20 protein-coding genes and 4 pseudogenes are annotated in these 23,703 nt (G+C 57.8%); 13 read left to right on the forward strand and 11 right to left on the reverse strand.

All coding sequences use genetic code 11. The annotated features are described in order from the left end of the window. Positions 1-6: 6 nt before the first annotated feature. Complete coding sequence (locus IB272_RS14470; RefSeq protein ID WP_090299791.1) at positions 7-315, reverse strand: hypothetical protein; 309 nt, start codon at positions 313-315, stop codon at positions 7-9. A 153-nt stretch (positions 316-468) separates the two neighbouring features. Between IB272_RS14470 and IB272_RS14475 the strand changes: the two are divergent. The 4 genes and pseudogenes from IB272_RS14475 (at position 469) to IB272_RS34910 (ending at position 5,842) form a co-directional block, all read left to right on the forward strand. Next, a pseudogene (locus IB272_RS14475) lies at positions 469-1,016 on the forward strand (NADPH-dependent FMN reductase). A gap of 993 nt (positions 1,017-2,009) precedes the next feature. Further along, entirely contained in the window at positions 2,010-3,236 is a 1,227-nt protein-coding gene (locus IB272_RS14480; protein ID WP_192444507.1) for a low temperature requirement protein A, read from the forward strand. Positions 3,237-3,533: 297 nt separating this feature from the next. Then, on the forward strand, positions 3,534-4,406 hold the full coding sequence (locus IB272_RS14485; protein ID WP_060609818.1) for an alpha/beta hydrolase: 873 nt from the start codon (positions 3,534-3,536) through the stop codon (positions 4,404-4,406). A gap of 596 nt (positions 4,407-5,002) precedes the next feature. After that, on the forward strand, positions 5,003-5,842 hold the full coding sequence (locus tag IB272_RS34910; RefSeq protein ID WP_234824498.1) for a sigma-70 family RNA polymerase sigma factor: 840 nt from the start codon (positions 5,003-5,005) through the stop codon (positions 5,840-5,842). Between the two features lie 31 nt (positions 5,843-5,873). On the opposite strand, the gene IB272_RS35575 is transcribed toward IB272_RS34910, so the two are convergent. The 5 genes and pseudogenes from IB272_RS35575 to IB272_RS34920 form a co-directional block, all read right to left on the reverse strand. Next, on the reverse strand, positions 5,874-6,512 hold the full coding sequence (locus tag IB272_RS35575; RefSeq protein ID WP_063894978.1) for an HD domain-containing protein: 639 nt from the start codon (positions 6,510-6,512) through the stop codon (positions 5,874-5,876). 2 nt (positions 6,513-6,514) lie between these two features. Next, positions 6,515-6,940: a CBS domain-containing protein gene (locus IB272_RS14500; RefSeq protein ID WP_192444545.1), complete on the reverse strand. Its 426-nt coding sequence runs from the start codon at positions 6,938-6,940 to the stop codon at positions 6,515-6,517. Between the two features lie 23 nt (positions 6,941-6,963). Beyond that, positions 6,964-7,096, reverse strand: a pseudogene (locus IB272_RS35580) (DUF2934 domain-containing protein); the annotation flags it as partial. Between the two features lie 1,298 nt (positions 7,097-8,394). Then, positions 8,395-8,985 carry a DNA-3-methyladenine glycosylase gene (locus tag IB272_RS14510; RefSeq protein ID WP_060609820.1) on the reverse strand — a complete coding sequence of 197 codons (591 nt, stop codon included), beginning with the start codon at positions 8,983-8,985 and terminating at the stop codon, positions 8,395-8,397. Between the two features lie 574 nt (positions 8,986-9,559). Further along, positions 9,560-9,670 (reverse strand): annotated as a pseudogene (locus tag IB272_RS34920) (DUF2934 domain-containing protein); the annotation flags it as partial. Positions 9,671-10,746: 1,076 nt separating this feature from the next. Here IB272_RS34920 and IB272_RS14520 point away from each other — a divergent pair. Then, positions 10,747-11,088 (forward strand): hypothetical protein, encoded by a 342-nt coding sequence (locus IB272_RS14520; protein WP_192444508.1) that lies wholly within the window; start codon positions 10,747-10,749, stop codon positions 11,086-11,088. Positions 11,089-11,559: 471 nt separating this feature from the next. On the opposite strand, the gene IB272_RS14525 is transcribed toward IB272_RS14520, so the two are convergent. Then, the gene (locus IB272_RS14525; RefSeq protein WP_051659462.1) at positions 11,560-12,177 is read right to left on the reverse strand and encodes a response regulator; all 618 of its coding nucleotides are present in this window, start codon (positions 12,175-12,177) and stop codon (positions 11,560-11,562) included. A 429-nt stretch (positions 12,178-12,606) separates the two neighbouring features. Next, positions 12,607-12,828, reverse strand: coding sequence for a BON domain-containing protein (locus tag IB272_RS14530; RefSeq protein WP_082566427.1), 222 nt, complete (start codon positions 12,826-12,828; stop codon positions 12,607-12,609). Between the two features lie 265 nt (positions 12,829-13,093). Between IB272_RS14530 and IB272_RS14535 the strand changes: the two genes are divergently transcribed. The 4 genes from IB272_RS14535 to IB272_RS14550 all read left to right on the forward strand — a co-directional run bounded on the left by IB272_RS14535 (position 13,094) and on the right by IB272_RS14550 (position 15,775). Next, positions 13,094-13,336, forward strand: coding sequence for a DUF1236 domain-containing protein (locus IB272_RS14535; protein ID WP_246810362.1), 243 nt, complete (start codon positions 13,094-13,096; stop codon positions 13,334-13,336). A gap of 140 nt (positions 13,337-13,476) precedes the next feature. Next, complete coding sequence (locus IB272_RS14540) at positions 13,477-13,632, forward strand: DUF3309 family protein (RefSeq protein ID WP_034798754.1); 156 nt, start codon at positions 13,477-13,479, stop codon at positions 13,630-13,632. After that, a complete protein-coding gene (locus tag IB272_RS14545; RefSeq protein WP_060609823.1) occupies positions 13,633-14,667 on the forward strand; it encodes a DNA topoisomerase IB in 1,035 nt (344 codons plus the stop codon). A gap of 895 nt (positions 14,668-15,562) precedes the next feature. After that, positions 15,563-15,775 carry a hypothetical protein gene (locus tag IB272_RS14550; RefSeq protein WP_146243022.1) on the forward strand — a complete coding sequence of 71 codons (213 nt, stop codon included), beginning with the start codon at positions 15,563-15,565 and terminating at the stop codon, positions 15,773-15,775. Positions 15,776-16,017: 242 nt separating this feature from the next. Here IB272_RS14550 and IB272_RS14555 read toward each other — a convergent pair whose 3' ends face one another. After that, positions 16,018-16,509: a ferritin-like domain-containing protein gene (locus IB272_RS14555; RefSeq protein ID WP_034798750.1), complete on the reverse strand. Its 492-nt coding sequence runs from the start codon at positions 16,507-16,509 to the stop codon at positions 16,018-16,020. 584 nt (positions 16,510-17,093) lie between these two features. Between IB272_RS14555 and IB272_RS14560 the strand changes: the two genes are divergently transcribed. Next, a complete protein-coding gene (locus IB272_RS14560) occupies positions 17,094-17,267 on the forward strand; it encodes a DUF1328 domain-containing protein (RefSeq protein ID WP_034798746.1) in 174 nt (57 codons plus the stop codon). Positions 17,268-17,510: 243 nt separating this feature from the next. Here IB272_RS14560 and IB272_RS34925 read toward each other — a convergent pair. After that, positions 17,511-17,701: pseudogene (locus IB272_RS34925) on the reverse strand (hypothetical protein). Between the two features lie 490 nt (positions 17,702-18,191). On the opposite strand from IB272_RS34925, the gene IB272_RS14565 reads away from it, so the two are divergent. The 3 genes from IB272_RS14565 (at position 18,192) to IB272_RS14575 (ending at position 22,705) form a co-directional block, all read left to right on the forward strand. Continuing rightward, on the forward strand, positions 18,192-20,138 hold the full coding sequence (locus tag IB272_RS14565) for an ATP-binding cassette domain-containing protein (protein ID WP_246810363.1): 1,947 nt from the start codon (positions 18,192-18,194) through the stop codon (positions 20,136-20,138). A 120-nt stretch (positions 20,139-20,258) separates the two neighbouring features. Next, positions 20,259-20,519 carry a DUF982 domain-containing protein gene (locus IB272_RS14570; RefSeq protein WP_082936617.1) on the forward strand — a complete coding sequence of 87 codons (261 nt, stop codon included), beginning with the start codon at positions 20,259-20,261 and terminating at the stop codon, positions 20,517-20,519. 389 nt (positions 20,520-20,908) lie between these two features. Then, positions 20,909-22,705, forward strand: coding sequence for an adenylate/guanylate cyclase domain-containing protein (locus IB272_RS14575; protein ID WP_090302442.1), 1,797 nt, complete (start codon positions 20,909-20,911; stop codon positions 22,703-22,705). Between the two features lie 219 nt (positions 22,706-22,924). Here IB272_RS14575 and IB272_RS14580 read toward each other — a convergent pair whose 3' ends face one another. Beyond that, positions 22,925-23,644 carry a hypothetical protein gene (locus IB272_RS14580; protein ID WP_090302440.1) on the reverse strand — a complete coding sequence of 240 codons (720 nt, stop codon included), beginning with the start codon at positions 23,642-23,644 and terminating at the stop codon, positions 22,925-22,927. Positions 23,645-23,703 lie beyond the last annotated feature (59 nt).

The following is a 23,703-nucleotide window of genomic DNA, read 5'->3' on the forward strand; positions in this document are numbered from 1 at the left end:
GCACAGTTATCGTCGCCTCAAGAACGCGCTCCAGATATAACCTGCAACACCCGCGGTGATCAGAACCGGCGTGAGATGACGTCTGATACCGCTTTCTACCGTTTCTAAAACAACGGTCGCCTCGAGCGCCGCCAGTCTGGAAGTCCCCTCCGCTATGGCGATGAGGCGCTCGCCAAGCCGGGCCACGTCGGCCCGCAACACATCAAGCTGCTCTCTTTGCGTCGCCAGGCGTGGTGTCTTGAGAACAAACTCGGCCTTTGGCAGCGGGTCGTCACTCAACGACAAAATATCGCGTTCGCGCGGCTCGTCACTCATTGTTTGGTCCTCCTACGCCCGGTTTTTCTCAACGAGGAAAGGCCGCCCGTTGTTCCCTCGTTTTACCTTCCTCACCGTTGACAATGTGCTTTTGAAAGCGGCGCCGCGTCCACGATGGCTTGCTGGCTGCGGAATTTTCACTATCCTTGAGGAATGAGGATCCTAGGAATTTCAGGAAGTACGCGTCGGCTTTCCACCAATTCGGCCTTGTTGAGGGCTTTCCAATCCCTCGCTCCAGCCGATATCACCATTGAAGTCTTTGATAATATTGGTGAGCTGCCGATCTTTTCTCCCGATCTGGAGGGCGCAAACGCCCCAGAAAGCGTCATCCGCTTCGTCGAGAAAATTTCGGCAAGTGATGGGCTAATCATCTCCAGCCCCGAGTATGTTCGCACCATTCCCGGAGGCCTCAAGAACGCCATCGACTGGCTTGTCTCGGGGGAGGCCGTAATCGCAAAACCGATAGCCCTCATCCACGCTTCGCACCGAGGCGACGACATGCTCGCAGCGCTGCGCACCGTCCTTTTGACATTAAGCTCAAATTTCTCCGAGACGATTTTCTTCCGGCTTCCCGTATGAAGGAGACGCCAGACGCAATCATGGAAAAGCTCATGGACCCCGCTCATCGTCCGGCGGGGGAGAAATTCCTCAAGGATTTTGCATCGTTTTGCCGAAGCCAGAACGGGACGTCCCTGACGTGATCGCTATTTGACCAGCGGCGAGACGGACCACAACCCAGAGCGCTGTGGCTCCGTATTTCGAAAGTCGCATAAAGGCTATTGTTCCTGCGAAATATCCTGCCCCAAACACTTCCCCGGCGCAGCTGAACGTGGCAAAACGCGCCCTTCCCGCCTCCCATACCAGTAGCGGCCACTTCCCGATCAAGCACCAATTCAGATGAGCCGATTTCTCAGCCCACAGGTTAATGCCTGTCAAGCTACTCATCTGCACTCAAGGGATTTCATCGCGATATCCTCATTAGCCACAGGGTTTAGCCCGGATGGGCAAATAGAGTTCCGGCAAGCGGTGTGATAGCGAGCACCAGTCGTCTTCGGACGGGGAGGAGACGGCCAGAGGCCTGGCGCTCCAATCATAGCGACAGGCCTCGCCTGGGGATCCTTTGGCTAGTTTCCACGAGGACGCAAACGTTTTACGTCCTCGACAGGAAAAGAGACGACCATTCCCAAGCGGCATGATCCCGACAGGGGAGCAAAATGGGCTATGATTGGAACGGCACGCGGGTACGTTGGATGAAGGCTTTGCGACTTGGGACCGTGGTCGCGTTGGCGGCTGTGTTGATATCGGTAGCAACTCAGGTTGTATCCAACGCGCTCTAACCTGCAGACCGAGGCCTTCCGTGCATATGCGTTGTATCGCGGTGACTGTAATGTGGGCGCGTGAAGATCGTTGACCCTGCTCAGCGCTTAGACAACCCAGAGTACCGCTTTGCGCCTTCTAGTTCGGATCCCGCATGAAATGGAGTGTGTGGACGGCTCTCGAGGGGCGGTTTCTGTCGAAGTGGGCATCATCAACGCCCCGCTTTGCAAGCGAGCGGCCCCTTCGAACAGGGGGAATAGTTGTAAGCAATCGTGCTCCTCTCCAATCCCTTCAGAGGCCTTCTCCTCATCGAGTGGGATATTGCTGGAACTCCGTCCCGCTCTACCTCTTTCTCCATCTCGGGCGGAGGAACAATAATGCACCCAGCGTCGCGACATCGAGCGGCAGAACCGACAGAGGCCAAGGGGGCGGCAACTGGAAAGCAATGGATAAGGAAGGCCGACGCCGACCAGACCAGAGCAAGCTTTCCCGAACTGTTCTTCGATCTCGTTTTTGTGTTCGCTTTGGTCCAGCTCGCAAAGACACTTGCTAGCGACTTCGGCCCCACAGCCCTTGTCGAGGCGGCGCTGCTCATTCTTGCGATCTGGTGGATCTGGATTCACTCGACCTGGGTTACAAACCTTCTCGATACCGAGCAAGATCCAGTACGGCTGATGCTCTTTCTCCTGATGTTTGGGGGTATCCTGCTGGCTATCGCCTTGCCGGACGCGTTTGGAGACCATGGATTTGCATTTGCGGTGATCTACTGCGCCATTCAGATAGGGCGTTCCTTTTTCATGCTCTACGCCTATCATCGCGTCGATCCGGCCTCTTTCCTGACGTTCCTGCGGATTACCCTCTGGCTAGTCCTTGCAAGCGCCTTCTGGCTTGTGGGTTCTCAAATGGAGACGACTCCGCGAATTGCATTTTGGAGTACCGCTCTTCTCGTCGAATATCTGGCTCCGGCCCTGCGGTACTATCTTCCTGGCCTGGGGAAATCAGCGCCCGAGACGTTGGACGTTTCTGGCAAGCATATGGCAGAACGTTGTGCGCTGTTCGTAATCATCTGCCTCGGTGAAACGATCCTGACGACCGGCCGCAACGCCGCAGAGCACATGGCGGACGACATGACCTTCGCTGTCTTCTGCAGCGCGTTTTTAAGCACCGGTTTCATGTGGTGGATCTACTTCCATCACGGCCAGGAAAAAGCCGCCAACAAAGCGGAGGCTACGTCGAAACCCGAGACATTGGCGCTCAATCTCTTCACATACGGCCATCTGCCAATCGTTTCTGGCGTCATCCTGACGGCAGTCGGAGAGGACTTCAGCCTGTCCCATGCCAAAGATGAAAGCACGATGCAAACCGCTCTGGCGATACTCGGAGGCCCGGCGCTTTTTTTGGCTGGCAACATCTGGATAAAGTTGGCCGCGGCGCACCAGTTCCCGATTTCGCACATTGTCGGGTTCGCGATCCTTGCCCTTGCAGGAGTGCTTTCTGCGCTTGCCGCCAATTATCATCTCCAGTTTCTGGCGACAGCGACCCTCTTTGGCGTTGCCATTTGGGAGTATCTGGCATTGCGTCGTGCTTCGGCTTCGACGGCATAACCGGAGCGCGAAGACGGCCGGCATAGCCGATAATCGAGACTGGGAAGGCGCGCCGGCGTCAGCAACATTAGGGCGCGGATCATCTGTCGCTTCAAGATATATGCGCAAGATATTGAAATTGAATGCGCTGTCGCCCTTGCGGCAACCTTCGGGTATCCAGCATATTCGCTCGCCGGTTCCCCGAAAGGGAACAACCGGCGATGGTACCAGTTATCTCCCGGTCACGAGCGGCTGCGCTTGTTGGTGATCGGTCGATGCCCTTCGAAAGCAGTCAGCTCATCGTGTGGAGGATTAGCTATGGACACGCTGGTACGGCATCGGCGGATCATGGTTGCCGGCATTGAGGTCTTCTATCGGGAAGCTGGACGACAAGATGCTCCGGTTGTCTTGCTACCACACGGATATCCGTGTTCATCCTACGAGTTTCGAAATCTAATGCCGCGGCTTTCCGACCGCTGGCACCTGATCGCTCCGGATTTCCCCGGTGCGGGCTACAGCGGGACGCCGGAGGATTTCGACTACAGCTTCGACGGATACGCAGCCTTTCTGAGCAGCTTCATCGACGCACTTAAGATCGATCGCTTCGTTCTGTATCTGCATGATTTCGGATCGCCGATCGGAATTCGCATGGCCATTCTACGGCCGGCATCCGTCGTCGGGCTCATCATTCAGAACGGCGACATCCCCTATGAAGATGCCTTGGGCCCCAAATATGCAGACATTGAAAAGACCTGGGCGCTTCCGTTGCCGGAAATGAAACGCGCATTGGCCGAGGCGGTGACCGAGGAGATTTTCCGGGAAGAGTTCCTGAACGACCTGGAGCCTAGTCTCGCAGAGGCCATTCCTCCCGACCTATGGAAACTGCATTGGTCCCTCATGACACCAAAGCGGAAGGAAATCGCCGTCAACCTGATCGCAGGTTTGAAGGAGAACCGGTCATGGTTTCCGCAACACCGCGGATATTTGGCGGACCATAAGCCCCCTGCCCTCATCGTCTGGGGACACAACGACCACTACATGCCGGAGAAATCTGCCCGAGCATATCTCCGCGACTTGCCGGACGCCGAACTTCATTTCATCGATGGCGGGCATTGGCTCCTAGAGACCCACCTCGATCAGGTAGCGCTGCTTATCCGTGATTTTCTCGCGCGGATTCACAATCGGCGGTAACCTGCCGGCCAGCTTCGACAATCGCGCTTTTTACGGCGCCGTGCGTTCCAACTAACGCTCAAAGGATGCGAGGCTGCGCGACTGCGCAGATGTCGGCTGGAACAAGCTGTCATCTGGCAGTTAAACGCCTTGGAGCCACATCGATCTACAATCTTAAGGTTAGTGATGCAGCTGCATCGACGAATGCCCGACGCGCTGCGTCCGGCATCCTGGACACTAGAAAGCCCGTCTAGCAGGTGGCAATAGCCATCGTATGCCGGCCCTTCGTGCAGGGACCAATGGTTTTCCAACACAGATAAGCTCCGCGTGCTTTGCACCCGGAGCAAATGCCCCTCGCGATCCAGTATCACCGGCTCGTTCCAAAGCCGGTCAACCTCCAAATCCATCATTCCGAATGCCTCCTTGGTGGTCGCCGGCGCATCAGACTGCTCTGGGACCGACGACCGCGAACAGGTTGAAGAAATGAAGCTTGGCTATTCCGAGCTAGTCCGATCGCCGGCGCGTAGTTCGGCACGGCTGACAATGGTCCTCAGCGCCTCGCTAAGAGCATTTTGGGAGGCGAACGCCATTCCCGGCACGACACCTGGATCTTCCTCGTGGCCTTGGATGACAAGGTCATCGCGAAGGTGTTCCATCAATTTGTGCCAGTAATCCGGATCGCCTGCCGCGATCGTCATAAGCGCGGTCAGGATCTTGCGGTGGGCCATCAGTTGCAGTTCAAGCGCTTCCATCGGGAACCTCGCTTTCCGTTCGAGCAACCTTCAAGATCTTCGTGCAGGCACATCCACGACACGAAACAAAAACAAGCGCAGGGGGCGTTGGTTCCCGGCCGGCGCTGCCTTAAAACCCAAGGGAACTTAATTGTCGGCCACGCATTGACTAACATTGAAATCCGGCAACCCCGAAAGGCAGCTACAATGCCTTCTATTCCAGTTCTCGACGATCAGACGCGGCCGCTTGAGACGCAGGTGGTCGATCTGATCCCGGCCTTGCGCGCATTTGCGCGAACCTTTGTCAGTTCAAGCTTCGAGGCTGACGATCTCCTGCAGGAAACGCTGTTTCGCGCGTTGCGCGGTATCGATGGTTTTCAACCTGGAACAAATCTCAAATCCTGGCTTTTCACAATCATGCACAACGCGTTTCGCACGCAGTACAAGCTGCGTAAGCGCGAGGCGCCGGGTGCCGTCAACTGCGCCGACCTTCCAATTCCCATTCCGGCCCCGCAGGATTGGTGCGTGTTGAATGGCGAGTTGCGTACCGCCCTCGAGGGGCTAGCACCCGACCACAGGGAAGTACTGGTACTCGTTGCCGGATACGGCCTCAGCTACAAGGAGGCAGCTGATATGTGCGATTGTGCGATCGGCACCATCAAGAGCAGGCTCAGCCGTGCGCGCGACGAACTTGCCTATCGCATGAATGGTGTTCCCCTCGAGTGATCGAGCCTTGCGCCCCGCTGACGACCATCTTTCAGAACCGGAGAACAAGATAGATCAAAGCGGCCGCTGCCATTCCCAAAAGCAAAGCAAGTCGTTTTGCAACGCGATCGGCGGCTTCGCGGCGGATCTCGCCAGCCTCACCCCGAGCTGATGACGCGGCGATCTTTCGGTCGGCGGACTCACTTTCCGCCCGATGACCGTCGTACGCTGCCGCAGCGTCGAGCAGAACCAGTCTTCGCCTATACTGCGTCCCATCCTTGCCTTGCCTTTCCACTTGGGAGAGATTGTCCAAAAGGTCGGCGCGTTTTACGACAGCTGCAAGCGCGTTTGACGCAGCGCGGATCGTTAAGGCATCCTTAGTTTCCCCGGTGCGGTGCGTCAGGCTTTCAACGGCGGCCACCACCTCCGGGGAAAAGCCAGAATCAAGCAGTCGCTCCGATGTCCAGCCAGGCGCCTTTTCGACAACGTCATGAAGAAAGGCAACACTCTTGGCTTTGTCGCCGTCAACGGCCTCGGCCACCCGTTGGCAGTGGCGGATATAGGGTTCTCCAGCCTTGTCTAATTGGCCCGCGTGCGCGTGAAGGGCGACTTCTCTCGCCCACACACGCTCCTCGGATGCAGAGAGAACGGGAGGGCGCCACGAGGGGCGCTGTTCGCGGACGCCGGCCATCGCTACTGAGTCCGGTTATGTAGCCCATCGGGGCTCGTCACGCTCCGCAAGCCTATCCCGGCAAGGGAAGGGTCCCGTCGCGCTGCGTCAGCCAGCGAAACGATGCCGACAAGCCGCTTGTTGCGGTCAACGAACGGCAGGTGCCGGTTCTGCGCGTCGCCCATGTTGGGCGCAACATCGGACACCTCCTGGTCATCGAAGCAGTATTTGACGCCGGCCGTCATGATCTCGGCCACGCGCGCACGATCGTCACGCCCGTCACCCACACAACGCTCTGCGAAAGCCCGATAGGTTATCATCCCAACCAACCGATCGTTGTCGCCAACGGGAAGAAGGCCGATACCGCTCTCGGCCCCTTCCAGTGCGAGGGTGGTATCCTCGGGGCTCGCAACGCACACATCCTTGGTCATAATGTCAGCTACTCGCATGGGTCTACTCCGCTCGATGACGGTCATTGATAGGCCGTCCGGCCCTCTGGTTCCGTCTGTTCCGCCGCTCGGTCGTGCGAGCGCTCTCTCGTCGGTACATCACCCTCCGGCCGTCCCTCGTTCGCCCAGATTTCATAGGCACGCCGGCGAATGAGTTCTTCAGGCTTTGACCCACGGCCAACCGGTCAACCGCGTATTTGTTCCAGGTGGGGACTATCGGACCGTTACCGGAACAATCAGAGCCGCGACGTTTCGCTGTGCAACCCGTTGGGCAGTTAAGAAAGAGAGCGGAGGTTTTGATGACTGTTGCTATTGCTAGTCATAAGATTGGAATTGCATCCGGACGCTGCGAGGTCAATCTGCGCCAGCGGCAGGTCGATCTACGCGACAATTACAAATATTCGCTCCCGGAAACGCCATCGCCAAGGTAAGCGGGGGGCCGGAGTCGAGGAAACGGGCCGCGAGACTTCGTTCGCCGAGGCATCCAGATCCAGGACGCTGTCAGCGACCGCCTCACCGATGCCACCTAGATCGACGCCTCTGAGATCGGCAGCGTGTCCGGCGTAACTTTGGTTCAGAACGATCGGCGCATCACCCGGCACGTCCGCGAGGTGTCGGGACGGCCGGGAGGCGCTCATTGCTATGTAGAACGCAATGCTCAGCAGGTACTGCGGTATATCTGCCCATAGATCAGCCCCTGATGGATTGCCCCCATTCTTCTTTCAGCGTCCTCGAGCGAATAGGCCTCGAGCGTCAACGCCCAAAGTCGGTCGTCCATCCAGTACTCCACTCCGTAAAGATACATCGGCCGGCCAAGGCTATCATGTGAGGCACAGTCCGGGTCAGGAGCATCTCGTGTGGCACGTGCGGATTGGAGATCGATAATCACTGGTAAAATCCTCTTTCGACCCGCCTAAAACGATCTGCCGGGGCGACCTGCGCGGCGTTTATCAAGATCAAACCGGCCGGGGGTCTGATGGTTCCGACATTTCCCACGTGCCGGCTCTCATATCGCCTAATTGACCGAGCCACTCCTAAGGGTCGCAAGCTCAAGTTGGACCCAGAAGCGTTGCCAAGCAGCTGAAGAGAGGCGTCGTTTGTTTGGTCGAGCTTTAAACGCCGTCCTTCGAGACGGTCACCTAGTATCCAAGATCGATTGCGCCGAGCATCGTCGCCATTACGAAAACGTCCGGCTCGCCTCCTGTAACAACAACCGTTCCGACACTTCCAAGCCCGAGTGTTCTTTCCAACCTCCCCGTGATCCCGGGCGAATAGGTGCACTTGTCGAGAATGCGAGCGGGCGGAATCAGGATTTGCAGGTTGGGGCGCATATCAAATCGCTTCAGTCGTTCTCGAGGATCATCGGGATGGCTAAATCTGGAAAGGAGACATCGAACAAATCTTCCAGCATTTATGACGAGAAGCTCTACGCCCCCGCAAAATCCCGGCCAGTTCTAAACTGGAACGGGATCGGGAAACGGGTGGCTCAAAAAGGCAGAGCCTTGCGCTCCGAACCGCCACCGCACGTCGGCAGCCCTCGTGACCCCAATACGAGGGCCTCGGCAGACATCCGTTTCGCCCTCCCCAACAGTGAGATAAAAAGGGGCCGCAAAGAGCGATCGTCCGTCAAGATGGCGGGTCACTCCGAGAGCTTGGCAAAGGCGTCCCGGCCCCGCGCACAAGACGGTTTCCCTGGCTGTCCCGCGCCTGATCCGCATCGTTCCAAGGCCCGTTTGCGGCTCGATCGCTCGGAGCAATACCGCGCTTGCGTTCTCGCAGACGAAGTTGAGGCACCAATGCAAACCGTAGGACCGGTAGACGTAAGCGGTGCCGGCGGGGCCGAACATCGCGTTGTTCCGGGCAGTTTTTCCAACGTAACTATGAGAGGCGGGATCCTCCCGCCCGTAAGCTTCCGTTTCCACGATCTTGCCGCCGATCCCATTTACTTCCAGAATGACGCCAATCAAAGCCTCCGCGACGGAAACGGCATCGCGCCCAAAAAATGCTGGAGTGATCCTTTCCAGTTGGTTGGGGTCGTGTCGCATGTTTACTCGCTAATCTTTTGGACTGCTTCAAGGCGTGGCATTGTCGAAGGCGGCGTTCGGCTGGTGCCAGAACCGTCTCGATACTCGAATACGTAGGCCGTGGGGCCCTCATTGCCGGCCACAGCGGCAGGAGCGACTGCACCCATTGCTTCGGGCATCGGATTCATTCAGCGCCGTAGCGAAAGAGGCGGTTTGGACAGCAGCGCCTTGGCATGGGCGATAAGCGGCTTCGTCATCCAGGCCCATTCGATTTGGCCACGTCGGGTGATGGAATCACCGCCTCTTTCCCGTGTGTACCTCACGCACAGGAAACTTCGATGCTAATGATCTGCACGAAGACCTGCATTGCCTAGGGGTCCTAGGAAACAAGCGCCTGCTCTTTCGATCGCTCTTCCCAATGCGCCGACACCGCTTCGATACCAGGTCCTTTCCCAGTCAGGTCGTAGGAAGAACACTACTCCGCGTCCTCCGACGGCCGCCCGGCTTCCCCGCGCGGCGCGGTGGATGGAGCAACAATGGTGCCAGTTTGATCATCCCCGGTTTGACTGTTGGGAGGCAGACGCTCATGTTCCGCAATCTCCCTACTTGCTTGCTCCCAATGCCGGCGCTCCTGGCCCTCGGGGCGCCCCTCTCGCTCCCAAATCTCGTAAGCGCGTCGCCGGATGAGTTCGTCTTTATCGTTCATGTTCAAGTACCTCCCTGCAGCCGTTGATCACTGAACCGAATACCGTCGCGTTTGTTCCAGCGCAGGCACAAGGTTGCTAGGAATTCATCGGGCATCGCCTCAGACGAGGCACCCGGGCATCCTTATCCAATATGTAATCGGGGGGCTGAAGGGGGTTTCGATGACCTTGACAGAGCCAGAGTTCCTAGGCCGTAATTTTTCGAGAATGCGGTATACTGGCTGAGCGAGTTCGGCTTCGATGGCTGCGGCTCGATGCCGTCCAGGCTTGGGGCGTGGACGTAGCCGGGGAGATCATACTCGATGGCGACTGGACGAAGCGCGCGCCCGTATCCTCCCACCACGGCGCAGTGCCCCCAACGTCAGTAACATCCCCGGGTGAGGCAATAGGCGGGGTCAAATCTTCATTTCGCTTGACACCTCTCGTCGTTGGAGACGAGGAGCGCAGGCGTGATGTGATCCCTTATCGACTGCCGCACAGGCCGACCAGGTTTTCATTCAGTTGGAACGACGATTTTCCTTACGCCATCCATAAGATCGCAACCGGCGAAACCGGCGGTCACTACCGGCCCGATGCTGAGGCGCCGTCGCGCAAACTGACCGCCCTCTGGCATTTTTCGCGCATTTCCGGGTCCTGGTTACGATACACCCGTCTCTTCTGAGGATCCGCGGTCGGAGATGGCGGAGCACGAACGTGCCCGCCTCATCGACGATCTCGTGCTTATGCCGAGGGCGGTTAAGGACAGCGGGCTGGAAAACCAGCATCCATATCCCGCGCTAAAGAAGGGAATCTGGTGGCTCGAAATGCACCTCTTGCATCTTGTTTTTCGTCGCAGGCACTCTCGTGCAGCGGGCGATGGGACAGGACACGATTACCCGAATGAAGCTCTGCTCGCTCAAACCTCCGCAGCACCATATCGCTCCCAGCATACAGCGAACCGGCCGCTCGTTTCTGCCGCCATTGGGAACCTTTGGCGACGGCAGCGATTGGATATTCGTTGTCCCGGCCTGGCGGGTCGAAGGGATGATGACCTTCGAGCCGAGGACGGCATTGACGGAAATGGCAATGGAGAAACGCGATGGCCGAGCAGCTTGATGAACGAGGCGAACCCGAGAGAACGACCCACGGCGCTAACCGGACGAGGTTCTCGGCGCGGGAAACCCGTCAGGCGGGAATGGGTGTCCGTGTTTTCCTGGTGCTTGCCGCAAGTCTTTTCCTGGCGCTGCTCGCATGGGGATTTGTAGAATGGAGCCAGCCCGACGCCAGTCAAACAGGATCGGTACAGCCCTCGCAACAGGCTCCGATGGAAAAGCCGCGGAGCACTGAACAGCTTCCGAGCACCGAGAGCCCGCAAGGCACGGTTCCGACAGACCGCACCCCCACCCAGCAGTCAGGCTCGGGCGCACCGAGGGAGAATTAACCCCAAACGATACCAACAGGTAAATGGGTACGAGGCCGCGCGGTTCCGCTCATAGTCGAATTGACCCCGACATAGCCTTGAAGGGTCTGCGCCCCGGCCAGGGAGGGGCCAGGCAAATCTTGCGGTTGCGGCGGAGGACTTGCGGACGTTGTGCCGGATAAGGTCATCGCGTCGTTGGATGCGGTCGAAGTCCTTCGAAGCTATGACGCGGTATTCGCCGTCAAGCTCGATCGAACGCGCAACTTCTCGGAACCAAGCACAGTGCACCTTGTTCTCCTCATGAAACGAGGAGCAAGGACGTGAACCCTCAACCCCGCGATCCGGGCGAGCGTTTGCCGCCTGTACCACCGCCGAACGAGGGGCCGCGCCCGATCAGGGAGCTCGACCCCGAAGACATGCCGGATGAGAAGAGAACGCCAAATCCGGCCGCCCATTCACACCCATCACGGCTTTCGCACCGCGTCAAATGTCTTAATTCAGTCCATACGGGCTCTCGTCATGGATGGCCGCCAATAAATCGTGCAACCAGGCATCGAGGCCCTGAGACCTGCGCCTTGTCCCGGCTAGCGCGATAGCGCGCTCAAGCGTACGCTCAACGAGCAGGTCGGCGGCCTCGGGAGGCGCTCCGGCCATCAGGAGCCGCGCCCTGTAGCGCAGCTCCGGTATAAGTTCACAGACCGATTGATCGGTTAGTCCGACATATAGTGGCGCCAAGTTTGACAGATTTTGGAGGTGTTGCTCAAAGACAGCATTTACGAGATCCGACGCGCCTGCACACTTGCTTAACCGTGCGGCCGACCGGAACCGTTCGGGCACGCTCATGTCGTCGTAACCACTAAAAAAGACCACGGGTACCGATCTGAGCGCGAGTTCGTCCGCCACGGGAAAGATCAGCTCGCCATTGAGGTTAATATCCAGAACAGCAACTTGAACGTCGAAAGCCTGAGCAAGGCTCTTCAACGTTTCTTTTACTGTGGGCGTTGGGCCAATTATTGTCGCACCGGCCTTTTCGAGCCAAAGTGCGATATCATTTGCGACAAAAAATTCGTCCTCAGCAACTAGCACCCGCAATTGCTGCAGGTCCGGCATCACAAGCCATCCTTTTGCATTCTGACCACCTCAGTGTTTCCGGCGCGAGGGCCTGCTGATCGATTTCGTCGCCTGCCGTTTGTCCAGGGCTCGTTGCAGCCTAATGGCAAGGATCAGCAATCGATCCGGTACGTCATCAACTGGCACCGCATCGCTCTCGACCGGTCGGGACGCCACACCGCCTACCAGCAACTCCTCGTTTTCATCCTCGGCTTTTTTTCCCGGTGCCATCGTCTCAAACCTTGGTTATCCGAACGCCGCTCTTTCGGTCGTCCTCGCCGCCTATGGCGGCGCTTAAGAAGGATACGCTGTCGACAGCGAGAAGCCAAGCTTCCAAGCCCCAGGACATCCTGCGCTGGCAAATGGGTCACGAAAAGTCAGCGAGCGTACCGGGCATCCGATGAATCCGAACGCCGCTCGCCGCTGTGGTCAGGGGCGCTCGAACGAATGCGGCTGTGCGACCTTATCAGGTGGGTTGCCCAGGGGCACGGTCACCGTCTTTGTCGTTGAGCGGACCCGTAAGTTGTTCTGAACGTGGGGAACTCCGGAGAACAATTCGGCACAATCTTCAGCCCGGTGTTTGGCCTGCCTGCTCGATACTTCCCACGCAAGCGTCACCTCGCCGCTAGCAACCGCTACGTCGGAAGACATCGAGTCCCGACGGTCGCGGTAGCGGCATCCAATTGCTTCCTCGCGTTCATCCTCCTTGTCTAGCAGCTCTTCCGAGAGCTCCCACCTTCAAGACGCTGAAGCAGGTGCTCATGACGCCAGGACTTTAAAGCCGCTGCTGTGACCTCTCGCGTCGAAGAGACATCGTCACCGACCTTTGGCGTCAGGCGGTATGCAGCCGCTCCGGGAGCGCATTGGAACCAAATGCTCTAAAACGGGTTTGAGGGAACAACTAGGAGAGCTGATCATGAAGAGAACCGTCATGGCGAGCGTGCTGGCGAGCCTGTCTTTCGGCGGCGGCGCCGTTGCGCAAACTGCAACAGTCATCGTACCGGGCGAAGCTCAAACCTACCTACTTGACCAGAGCAGCCCTTCGGACGTGTATCAAGGCGACATCGCTGTAGGCACCCGTCTGCCTGATACCGTCGAAATCCAAACGTTTCCTGATCAGCCGGACTATGGATATGTCGTTCAAACGACCAAGGGGTGATGATCAATCGGCAACGACGCGCGGTGATCGCGATCCTTAAATGACCCTCCTCCCGAGTTTCGATGCTAGAGCCCCCCGCTCGGCAAGTACGGGGGCAAACCGACGAAAACGACTTTATCGCTGTGTAAGGAGACCGCAAAATGCTTGGAACCGTACTTTTAGTCATTCTCATCCTGCTGCTCATCGGCGCTTTTCCGGCCTGGCCCCATTCATCCGGCTGGGGTTACGGTCCGTCTGGCGTTCTGGGTGTGGTGGTGGTCGTTCTCGTGATCCTCCTTCTGATGGGACGGATCTGATTGAGCCGGCGGGAAAGTCCGCAGGTAGGCGATGGCGCCGACCTCATCTACGTCTCCGACACTGAACCGGGTTACACCCGGTTTCGTTCCTCAAGCGGCTTTGTCTATCGGCGTCCGAACGGTGAACAGCTAAAAGATTCCCGCGTTCTTGCCCGTATCCAAGCGCTTGGCTTGCCCCCAGCTTACGAGAACGTCTGGATCTGCATGCAGCCAAACGGTCATCTGCAGGCGACAGGTTATGATGCGCGTGGTCGAAAGCAATATCGATATCACCAAGCATGGCAGGAGATGCGAAGCAACGCCAAATACAGCCAGCTTCCAGCTTTTGCTAAAACGCTCCCCCGCCTGCGACGCCGGATCCGCAAGCATATGGAGGGGCCTGTGGACGACCCTTTCACCGTACTTGCTGCCCTTGCGGCGCTGCTCGACCACGCGCCCCTTCGCATTGGAAACTCGACATACGTGAAGGAGAACGGGAGCTATGGCGCCTCAACCCTTCTTAAGCGCCACCTCAAGATTACCGACGATAGCATCGAGCTCAACTTCAAGGGCAAGGGCGGGCAACGTATCCGAAGACGGCTGAGAAATCCGCGACTGCAACGCTTACTTGAGGGAATCGCCGAACTCCCGGGTCGCCAGCTCTTCGTATCCGTGGGGCAAGACGGAAAACCCGAGCCAATCGAGTCGGGGCGCTTTAACCGCTATCTCGCAGAGATCAGCGGGGCGCCAATTTCGGCCAAAACGTTCAGAACTTGGGCTGGGAGCGTTGCCGCATATTCTGCCGCTCGCCAAGCATTCGCTCAGGGTCGACGCCCGACGATCAAAGAAATGTGCAACGCGGCGGCAGAGGCGCTGCACAACACGCCGGCCGTTTGCCGTAAGAGCTACGTGCATCCGGCAGTCCTCGCTCTGGCGCAAGCCGAGCAGAAAATCCCGCGGGTAAGGCCAAACGCAAAAGCCGTACCCGGACTTCGCGCCGACGAAATGCAGTTCCTGCGCTTTCTTAATTGGCTCGCCCGGCACGCACAGGGTTAGGGCTGTCCATTGTGCCTAAGTCTGCGGATAATGGCAGCCTCATCAGATTTCCAAAGCTTGCCGCAGAGTCTGGTCGATCAGCTTCTGCACCAGAAAGCCCATTTTGCGGTAAGACTCGCGTGCCGAAACTCCTGCGGCGCCGCTTATCGAGTTGTTTCAGTCCGGGCCGCATAGCCTGAAATGACCAGGCCTACTCTCAATGCGCGGTGGTTCAAGTTTTGGATTGCTCTGTTCGCGATCCCGGTGAGTGCATCTTCTTGGCTCGCGCGGGGGAAAGCAATATCGCAAGCCGCGGCAGTACCTCCCCCTTTTCTGCTGCACCTTCGGACCGCCGTCAGCCAATGCCGGTTTGTCGGCTAGGCTCCTCTACCCCAGTCGCGACCTTCGAGGCCAGTGAGGATGCTCTCGATCAATATCGCTCAACGACAATATCCGGACTGCGTGCGTGCTAACGTCGACGACGACGAGGCGACGAAACTTCGCTCCCAATCGCCCTTTCGTAGATGGTTCCTCATTCGGGGAAGCCGCGGCGCAAATCGCTGGAACGAAACTGTGGTTTGTATGTTTGGCTGGCCGAGGAGTGCACGGAGATGCGCATGGACACGTCGGCGCGAGATGTCAGCCCGCACAACACACCGGATTCCGATGCAGACGGCGTCGTCTGGCCGGAGAAACCGTTTGGCTCGGTCAAAGCTGATGACTGAGTGAGCTCGGGCTTTAGATCGACGGCATCACAGTCGGCCAACGAATGCTCAGCGCTTGTAACCGGAAAACGCAAGAAGCTTGTCCGTCTACAATCTCATCTGGCAAGGTTCACCGAATGCACGGACCGCGCCGACGGAAGGTAGACGGGAGCTCGGCTCGCCGGCACCTCTTCGATAAAGGAGGTTGAAAAATGCCCATGCTATTACGTTTTCTCATCTGGCATTTGTCGTCTGGATTTGCACTGGGAGCCCTCACCGCACTGGTAATCGCCGTTAGCTTCCCGCACGCGCTCGGTCATGATCGTGCGATCGAGCCCGTTGCTCTTTTCCTTCAGATATATGCCTTCGGGGCGTCGTTTGCTCTCGGCAGCCTCGGCACCGCGCTCACGGGAAAGATCGATTGATTTCGTGGCGCCGAGCCGAGTATCGTCGCGCTTAGCGACGCCCAGTCCTGGTTCGAGTATTTTCCGAACCGGCGATTGTAGTTTCGACGCTGATGCTTGTGTTGCAGTGGATATTCTTGCGCTATCGCGGCTCGCCCAAATCAAAGAAGGTCGACGCGGCAAACCATCAGATCACAAAAGACTAGCTGTTACGGGGTCTGGGGGCGAAGGGCGCATCGGCCCTCCGCCTAGAATATCGTAAGTTAAGCTGCAGCCTTAATATTTGCAGCGGACAAAGCCAACTTGCTCAAAGCCTTGTCAGTCGCACCCTCTTCCTGAAGGGTCTGATCGAGCAAGGCGACGGCGGCGTCCAACCCAAGCTGCTTGGCCCAGGTCTTCAGGGTGCCATATCGCGCAATCTCATAGTGTTCGACCGCCTGGGCCGCAGATATCAGCCCGGCGTCAAGGGCCGGACTTCCCTTGAACTCCTCGATGATTTCTTCGCCTTCGGCAATCAGGCCTTGAATAGCTTCACAGGTTTTACCCTGTGCGCGCTTGCCGATAATCTCGAAGACCTGTTGCAAACGCTCCACGTGGCCTTCCGTTTCATCGCGATGCTTTTCGAAAGCGGCCTTGCTATCAGGGGATTGCGCAGCCCGCGCCATTTTAGGCAGTGCCTTTAGTATCTGCCGTTCGGCGTAGTAAATGTCCTTCAACGTTTCGTGAAACAGCATGTCTAAAGTCTTCTCCGGCATGGCAACCTCCTTCGCCTTGGTGGGGAGCGGTTCTAACACCGTCCGGCTTCAAAGGTTCCGCAGTGGAACAAAAAGCACGAGTCGCTCTTTGAGGGGTTTACGCAAACCTCAAAGCCGGGTGATCCGCCAAACAAAGGATACGTCGGCAATCACGGGAAAGAACCAATCGATCTCGGGCAGTGGCGAGCCGGTTTCAGCGGACGTGCCAAGATCATAATCCTTTGGTCTCGCGGAATTCACTGCCGCCTTGGTTTGCCCGCTTGGACGCCTGCCCGCCGGAACGGACCAAGCCGAAGGAGAAGTCGTCGCGGCAGTTCGCATGGCTCTTCGCGCGATAGAGGAGCGCATAACACTCCGCGAAAAATGGCTGACGATGCGCGCGGCAGTGACCGTACTGCCGCCGCGAGAGCCAGTAAATCGGCGGGCGGAAGAGAGAGCAGGGATGCCGCGGCCTTGCGGCATGGATTGGACCAGGAGTTTGCACCGATCCGGCGTGACGTCACAACTTAAAGGCGCCTGGAACAATACTCACGGCTGCGGGTTCAATGCCCAGATGATCCGTTTCGGCCGTCGGGGAGAAACATATGCTAAAGTGGGCTATTATATTTTTTGTAATCTCGGTCGTAGCAGGCTTGCTTGGCTTCTCGGGTGTTTCTGCAGCAAGTGCTGGTATAGCGAAGATCCTCTTTTACGTCGCTCTGGCGATATTCGTGCTGTTTCTCGTCCTTGCCTTCATGGCAGGAAGCATTGCCTTCTAGCGCGAAGGTTCTGCGCCGAGGACGGCGCAGAACCTTGTCCTGAGACCTGAAGATTGTGAATTTGGCTGTTACTCGGCGCGATCCGGCTATTTTTCGTCAAAGCCCACATCCCATTATTTTTCGGAGTATTATGGCCCGGCGCCTGACGATGGCCTATCCTTAGACCCGGTCACGCAGTTGGTTTTGCGCTTGCAACGCCGCTGCTTTTCCGTCCGCCCGCGAAGGAACGCATTGCCCTTCGCTTCATTTTTTTGTCTTCAACGCATCGGATGGACGCTCCGGTTCGCGGTTGTTTTCGCCCACGGCGTCGCGATCGGAATCTGGTCCGTCTTTCGCTGGGAGATACCCCCGAGGTCTGCTCTCCTCCGGGCCTCCCAACGAGGAGACTGGTCGGTGGTGCCCGGTGCACCGTTTTTCGGTTTGTCAATGCCCATATGCAACTCCTCTCCTCCCACCCAACCAGAAAGCGGCGCACAGGTTCCGTGCCGCGGCCTCCCGTGGGACAAATCAGGTTTCACGACGAGAAGCGCGGTCTCCCCGCCTCAACAGAAACTGCGCCCGCTTGCCGGACACTTTCGAAAAAACCGCTGCGCTGAAGTGGAGGACCGATTCCCGCAGGGAAGCCTGTGTAACTCGTCCAGCAGCCTCAGTTGATAATCTGAACGACACTACGAGTGCCAGTGTCCAGCACCGCGCGGTTGCCGACTACGACGTAGCGATACTTGATGTCTGGCCTCCGATGTTGAACTCACGTTCCGGCGTCGCCGCTTAGCTATCGGCCCTACGGCGAGTAGGCTGCCGGCCTTAAGATCCTCCTGATCACCTGTCGCGACCAAATCGCTTGCAAGGACCCTGCTTTTCGTCGGCCATCAGATCATCAGCATTTGACAAGTCCGATCCTTACTCCAATTCAGGAAGATGAGCTTGAGTGAAGTCGTGCGCGGCAAGGCGCATCGGGCAACAGCACGGGTTAAACGGTTCTTCGGCGAGAAACGGCGGCGCCCAAGCAGCCCCGTATCCTCGATGCGTAGCTTCTGGGGGCTGTTGCTCGCTTACTGGCTCTCTAATCGTTGGAGAGACGCTTGGGGCCTGACCATTCTCATCCTGCTGCTTACCGGATTGTCGGCTCAGGCAAGCGTATGGTTCGCGCTGACCTCAGGCGAATTGGTCAATCGGATCGCGAATTTCCACCACCCTACGGTACCGACAACGCCTGCGTCGCTTCTAAAGACCGCAGCGACGCTTGCTGCGATCGCGATCACAAGGGACGCGGGGTTTACTGCGGTCCGTCACTTCCTTTCGACCAGCCTACACCGAAAATGGCGCCAGTGGTTGGATGAACGCTTCAATCAGGCACTTCTCGATTCCAGTCACACCCACTTCCACTTGCAACAAAATGGCTTTGGTGGAGCGGGTGAAGGGAACACGTCATCGCCGGACAACATCGATCAGCGGGTGCAGGAAGCAATAAAGGGCATGACCGGCGGTGCAATCGGTCTGGGCATCGGCATCGCCGGGGTGGTGCTATCGCTCGCGTTCGTTGGCGGTAAGCTGATCGAAACGTCGAGCCCGATCCGAGGGCTTGACGTTCTTGGGGGCTACGGCAGCGCCTTCCTGACGCTGCTGGCGATTGCGATCTACGTGCCCCTCAACACATTCATTGCGGCCAAGCTGGGAGGTATCCTTCAGGGGCTGTCTATCCGCATTCAATCGGCGGAAGGCAGTTATCGCAGCGAACTCAACCAGTTCTTGCGCCGCAGTTTTCACGTTGCGGTTATCAGAGGGGAGCCAGCGCAAAAGGCGCTCAATGTGCGCCGGTATCAAGATATTGACTACACATGGGCGAGGCTCAATCGGATTACCGCCGGCTATATGGGCTTTGAGCTGGTGCATAATTTCATCGGCTCACGCATCGTGGCTTACGCGCCGGGCCTGCTTCCCTATGTCGACAAGACCATCAGCCTACAAGACTATGTCACCGGTGCCGAACTAGCGACGGCCCTCATCAACGAATGCTCATGGTTTATTCATGCGATGCCTGACATCGCGACACTGCGGGCGGACGCGCGGCGCATAACAGAGCTTGCGGAAGCGATAGAAACGGTGCAGCGACCACAAGACTACTATGCTCAAAGTGGACCCGCCGCGTTTGAATATACCATAGCGGAAGCCGTAGAAGGCGGCTTGACCATCCATTCGGTCGAGCTCCTCCATACTGGTGAGGACGAGCCCTTTTTGACCGCCATTGAACTCAATTTCGCTCCGGGCGAGTGGACTTTGGTGATGGGTGAATCGGGGAGTGGAAAGACCTCACTTCTCAAGGCGATAAACGGTCTTTGGCCGCACGGTCGGGGCAAGATCACGTTGCCGGACGGTTTGCGAACTCTCTTTGCGGCCCAGGAGGTCAAACTACAGGGCGTTTGCCTGAAGGATCTCGTCTGTCTTCCGGATGACGCCCGTGAGCATAAGGACGCTGCGGTTTCCACGGCGCTTGAAGAAGCGGGGCTCCATGAAATTTCTGGGGAGCTCTTTGATGAGGGACGCGAGGGGCAGCAGTGGGACAAGCTGTTGTCCGGGGGTGAAAAGCAGAAGCTCGTTCTTGCGAAAGTCCTGTTGCTGAAGCCGGGTTTGCTCTTCCTTGACGAGGCAACAAGCGCTCTTGATGGGCAGGCGGTGCAAGCGTTTTATCAAGCGATCAAAGAGAATTGCCCGGAGGCGACGGTTATTGCCATTATGCACGATACCTCCTCGATCCAATCGGAGGGCGGAATTGATTTCTTCGATAGCGTGCTGGTGATTGAAGGAGGCATTGCTGAAAAGATGTCTATTTCGGCGTGGCGTTCTGCGCAGACGAACGCCCCACTTCGGTGATGCGGCAAGGCGTCGGCGGCACGTGACCATCGTGGCGAACCCGTGTCTCTCAACTACCAAAGCGATGCTTGGAACAATGCTTCCCGCTAGACGTTCTGTGCCGAACCGGAGTCAACGCAAATGCAAACCATCATTTGGGATAATCCTGTCAGGATTGGCGTGAATGGCGAGCGGTGTATCCACGGACCACAGGATGCCCTGCAATATCTGAGTGAGTTGCCCCAGGGCGGATGGTTCTATGAACGCGCAAGGAATCGCTGCCATGGCGCATTAGAGCGCGGCGAAGCGCTGGATCTGTCACGGAAAGCCTTCATTGGCGCAGCGATTGAAGGTTCATTCCCGATCCTCGATGACGACGTTCCTGCTATTCGGGAACCCTGATCACGAGTGACGGCGATTTTGCCCCTCGCCGTCGACGCTAGCTCTTCCCATCGCTCGCGCGAAATTGACCTGAGATCATTGACCACCTGAATATCGGCGAACAGACCGATGAGCAATTGCATGGGCTTTGCCTGGCGGCAAAGGGGGCTTGCATTTCCTGATCGATTTAATCGCGTTCAGATCCAAAGGTGGGCCAGATAGGGGCATTCGACCCAGGGTGAATCAAAATCGATCACGGCGCCCGTTCCGAATTCGAGTCCTACACGCTTCCAGATCTCTTCGACCAGCACAGTCTCCAAATCAGGAGATGGCCGCAGAGGCGTCGCTGGGCTATTGTTGTTGGGTTCGGTTTGTGTAGCCAAGAGCAATTGGCAGCAAGGGGCGAGGAGATGAGCATCCTCGGAGAACGCAGACTGGCGGCAATCTTCGTTGCCGATATTGTCAGCTATTCACGTCTCGTCGAATTGGACGAGGCGTCAACTCTCGTGGCAGTCACGGACCTGCGCCGGAGACTGTTCGAGCCTCTCTTGGCGCAGCATCATGGGCGTCTCTTCAAGCTGACGGGCGATGGCCTGATCGCCGAATTCGGTTCCGTCGTCGAGGCTGTAGCCTGCGCCGCTGCGGTTCAAAAGCAATTGCCTGATTGGCAGGCGCGAATACCGGCTGAGCGCCGGATTGTCTTGCGTATCGGCATCAATCTTGGCGACGTACTGGTGGATGATCAGGACCTTTTGGGAGACGGTGTCAACGTGGCGGCCCGATTGGAACAGTGTTGCCCGCCAGGCGGTCTCCTTATCTCCGGGACAGTCTACGACCAGCTCTCTGGGAAACTCGACTGTCGGTTCGAGTTCGCGGGCGAGCAGCGTCTGAAGAATATTTCACGGCCGGTGCGGACTTACAGCTTGGTATTCGACAACGTCCTTGAGGGTGCGAAAGTCGCCTGGGCGTCGAGCGATAGACCTACGGTGGCGGTCTTGCCGTTCGAAAACATGAGCGGCGATCCCGAACAGGTCTATTTCAGCGACGGTATCAGCGAAGACATAATTACGGAGCTGTCGCGCTTTCGCGAGCTCATGGTCATCGCGCGAAACTCTTCCTTCTCGTTTCGGGGGAAAAATGTGGACGCTCGCGAGATAGGGCGTTCGCTCGGGGTTCGATACCTCGTCGAGGGCAGTGTCCGTCGCGCAGGCGAGCGCGTTCGCATCACGGCCCAGCTCATTGATGCTGGAAGCGGTGCCCATTTCTGGGCGGAACGATACGATCGCGCACTGGAGGACGTCTTCGCCCTTCAGGAAGAAATCTCCCAGAGCATTGTCGCAATGGTGGCCCAACGAATTATCCAAGATAGCGAGGTGACAGCCCGGCGACGTCAGCCGGAAGACATTCGGGCCTATGACCTCTTCCTCCAGGGGAATAGATTTTCCGACGTATTCACGCCTGAGGCCCAAGCACGTGCGCAAGCACAATTCGAAGAGGCACTCCAGATCGATCCAGGCTTTGCCCGCGCCCATGCGGGCCTCGCCTGGATTTATCTCAATCGTTCGGTCGAGATGAGCGTCGGAGTACCACGAGAGAAGGACGAGAACCGGATCGAGGCGTTTCACCAGGCCAAAGAAGCACTGGCGAAAGACCCCAACGATGCCCGGGTGCACTCCACCTTCGGATACATGTGCTTGATGTGGCGCGACTTCGAGCGGGCCGAGCGGCATTTGGGCCTTGCCCGGACCCTAAACCCTAACGATCCGCTGATCCAGATTTTCTGGGCCTGGGTCCAATCGTGCATCGGAAAGCCCGAACTGGCTCTGCACGCAGCCGAGATTGCTTTTCGACTCAACCCATGCCACCCGCCCTGGTATAATTATTATCTTTCGCACATCATGTTTCGGCTCAGGCGCTACCAAGAGGCGGCCAGTCTATTGGAACAACTAATACTGGACGCACCAGGCCGGCGACACCCGCGGTACATGGCTTTGCGCGCGGCTGCCTTCGGTCACTTGGGGCGTCTCGAAGAGGCGCAGCAGTGTGGCAAGGCTTGCATCGCAGCAGTCAGCGCGTTGTGGCAAGGCGATCCGGCTGCCGGCCCAAGCGAACATGTAGATTGGCTCGTGGACGCTTTGTATCTCCAAAGGGCCGAGGATGCAGATCGACTGCGTGAGGGCCTGCGCCTCGCCGGCTTACCGGCTTGAGTATCAAGTCTGGCGATGGCTGGCCCGACCAAAGGAGAGCCTAATCGCCCTGTCAAGGAGCACTTCGCAATTCAGTGGCCGCGGCAATGCCATTCGAGAGCTTCCGCTCGTCACTTGGGTCGGACAGTCCGAGCGATCGAAACTCGCTCCCGGGCTGTGCCTTATTCGACACGCCAGCGAAGCCGGGCGCGTTGCCTGAAACCGGGCTGCGAAGGCCCTCTACCGGCAATCGTCACCATTGCCTTGCGCGACCAATTCACCTTCGCGAAACCTCAAACAGTCGATCGAGCTGCCTGCATTCAGGATGCGGACTCTGTATGGACTGGACATGACGCTGATCATGGTTCCACCCGTTGGCCGCCTGCACTGGTGCGCTGAACCGGTCCACATGCACTCCATCTCTTCGGCGCTTTCAAAAATGGTGTAACCATTTGCCTGAAGTGCACGCTGGACGTTCTCCCGCACGTTTAGTGAGACGGAGTTCTCATTCTCCTCGCGCGGATCGCTCCTTTCGGTCGTGGGTGCCTTTGCCTCCTGCCGTTCGCGTTGCTGTTCCTTGAGGATTGCGATCTCGGCCTTGGCTCGCTCTGCCGCGGCTTCCGCAGCGATCGCCCGCCGCTCCGCCTGCTCCGCCCTTTCGGCTTCGCTTTCAGCGCGTTCAGTTGCTTCACGCTGCGCATTTGTTGCGGCCTCGAGTTCGTTGACACGGCTTGTCTCAACGCCATTGAATATCGCTTCAACCGCAGCCGTTTGCGCCAAACACTCATCGACAAGCGCGGAGACACGGGACCGGGCCTGCATCGGGCTATTCACAAGATCGGCAGAAAACTCCTTCTTCAGGGTTTCGGCATTTTCCTCGGCTTCGGACGTTTCAACCCTGCTGCGCATGAACGCGAGCGCGCCACTCAGCGTCCCGCGCGTCGGCAAATCCGTCGACATAGCTCTCGTAGCTCCTGCCTGCTTCCAATCGAGCCGCGCAAGACGCAAGCTGAGCGACG

The organism is Ensifer sp. ENS08 (assembly GCF_014852195.1).
In the GTDB taxonomy this organism is placed as follows: Bacteria; Pseudomonadota; Alphaproteobacteria; order Rhizobiales; family Rhizobiaceae; genus Ensifer; species Ensifer adhaerens.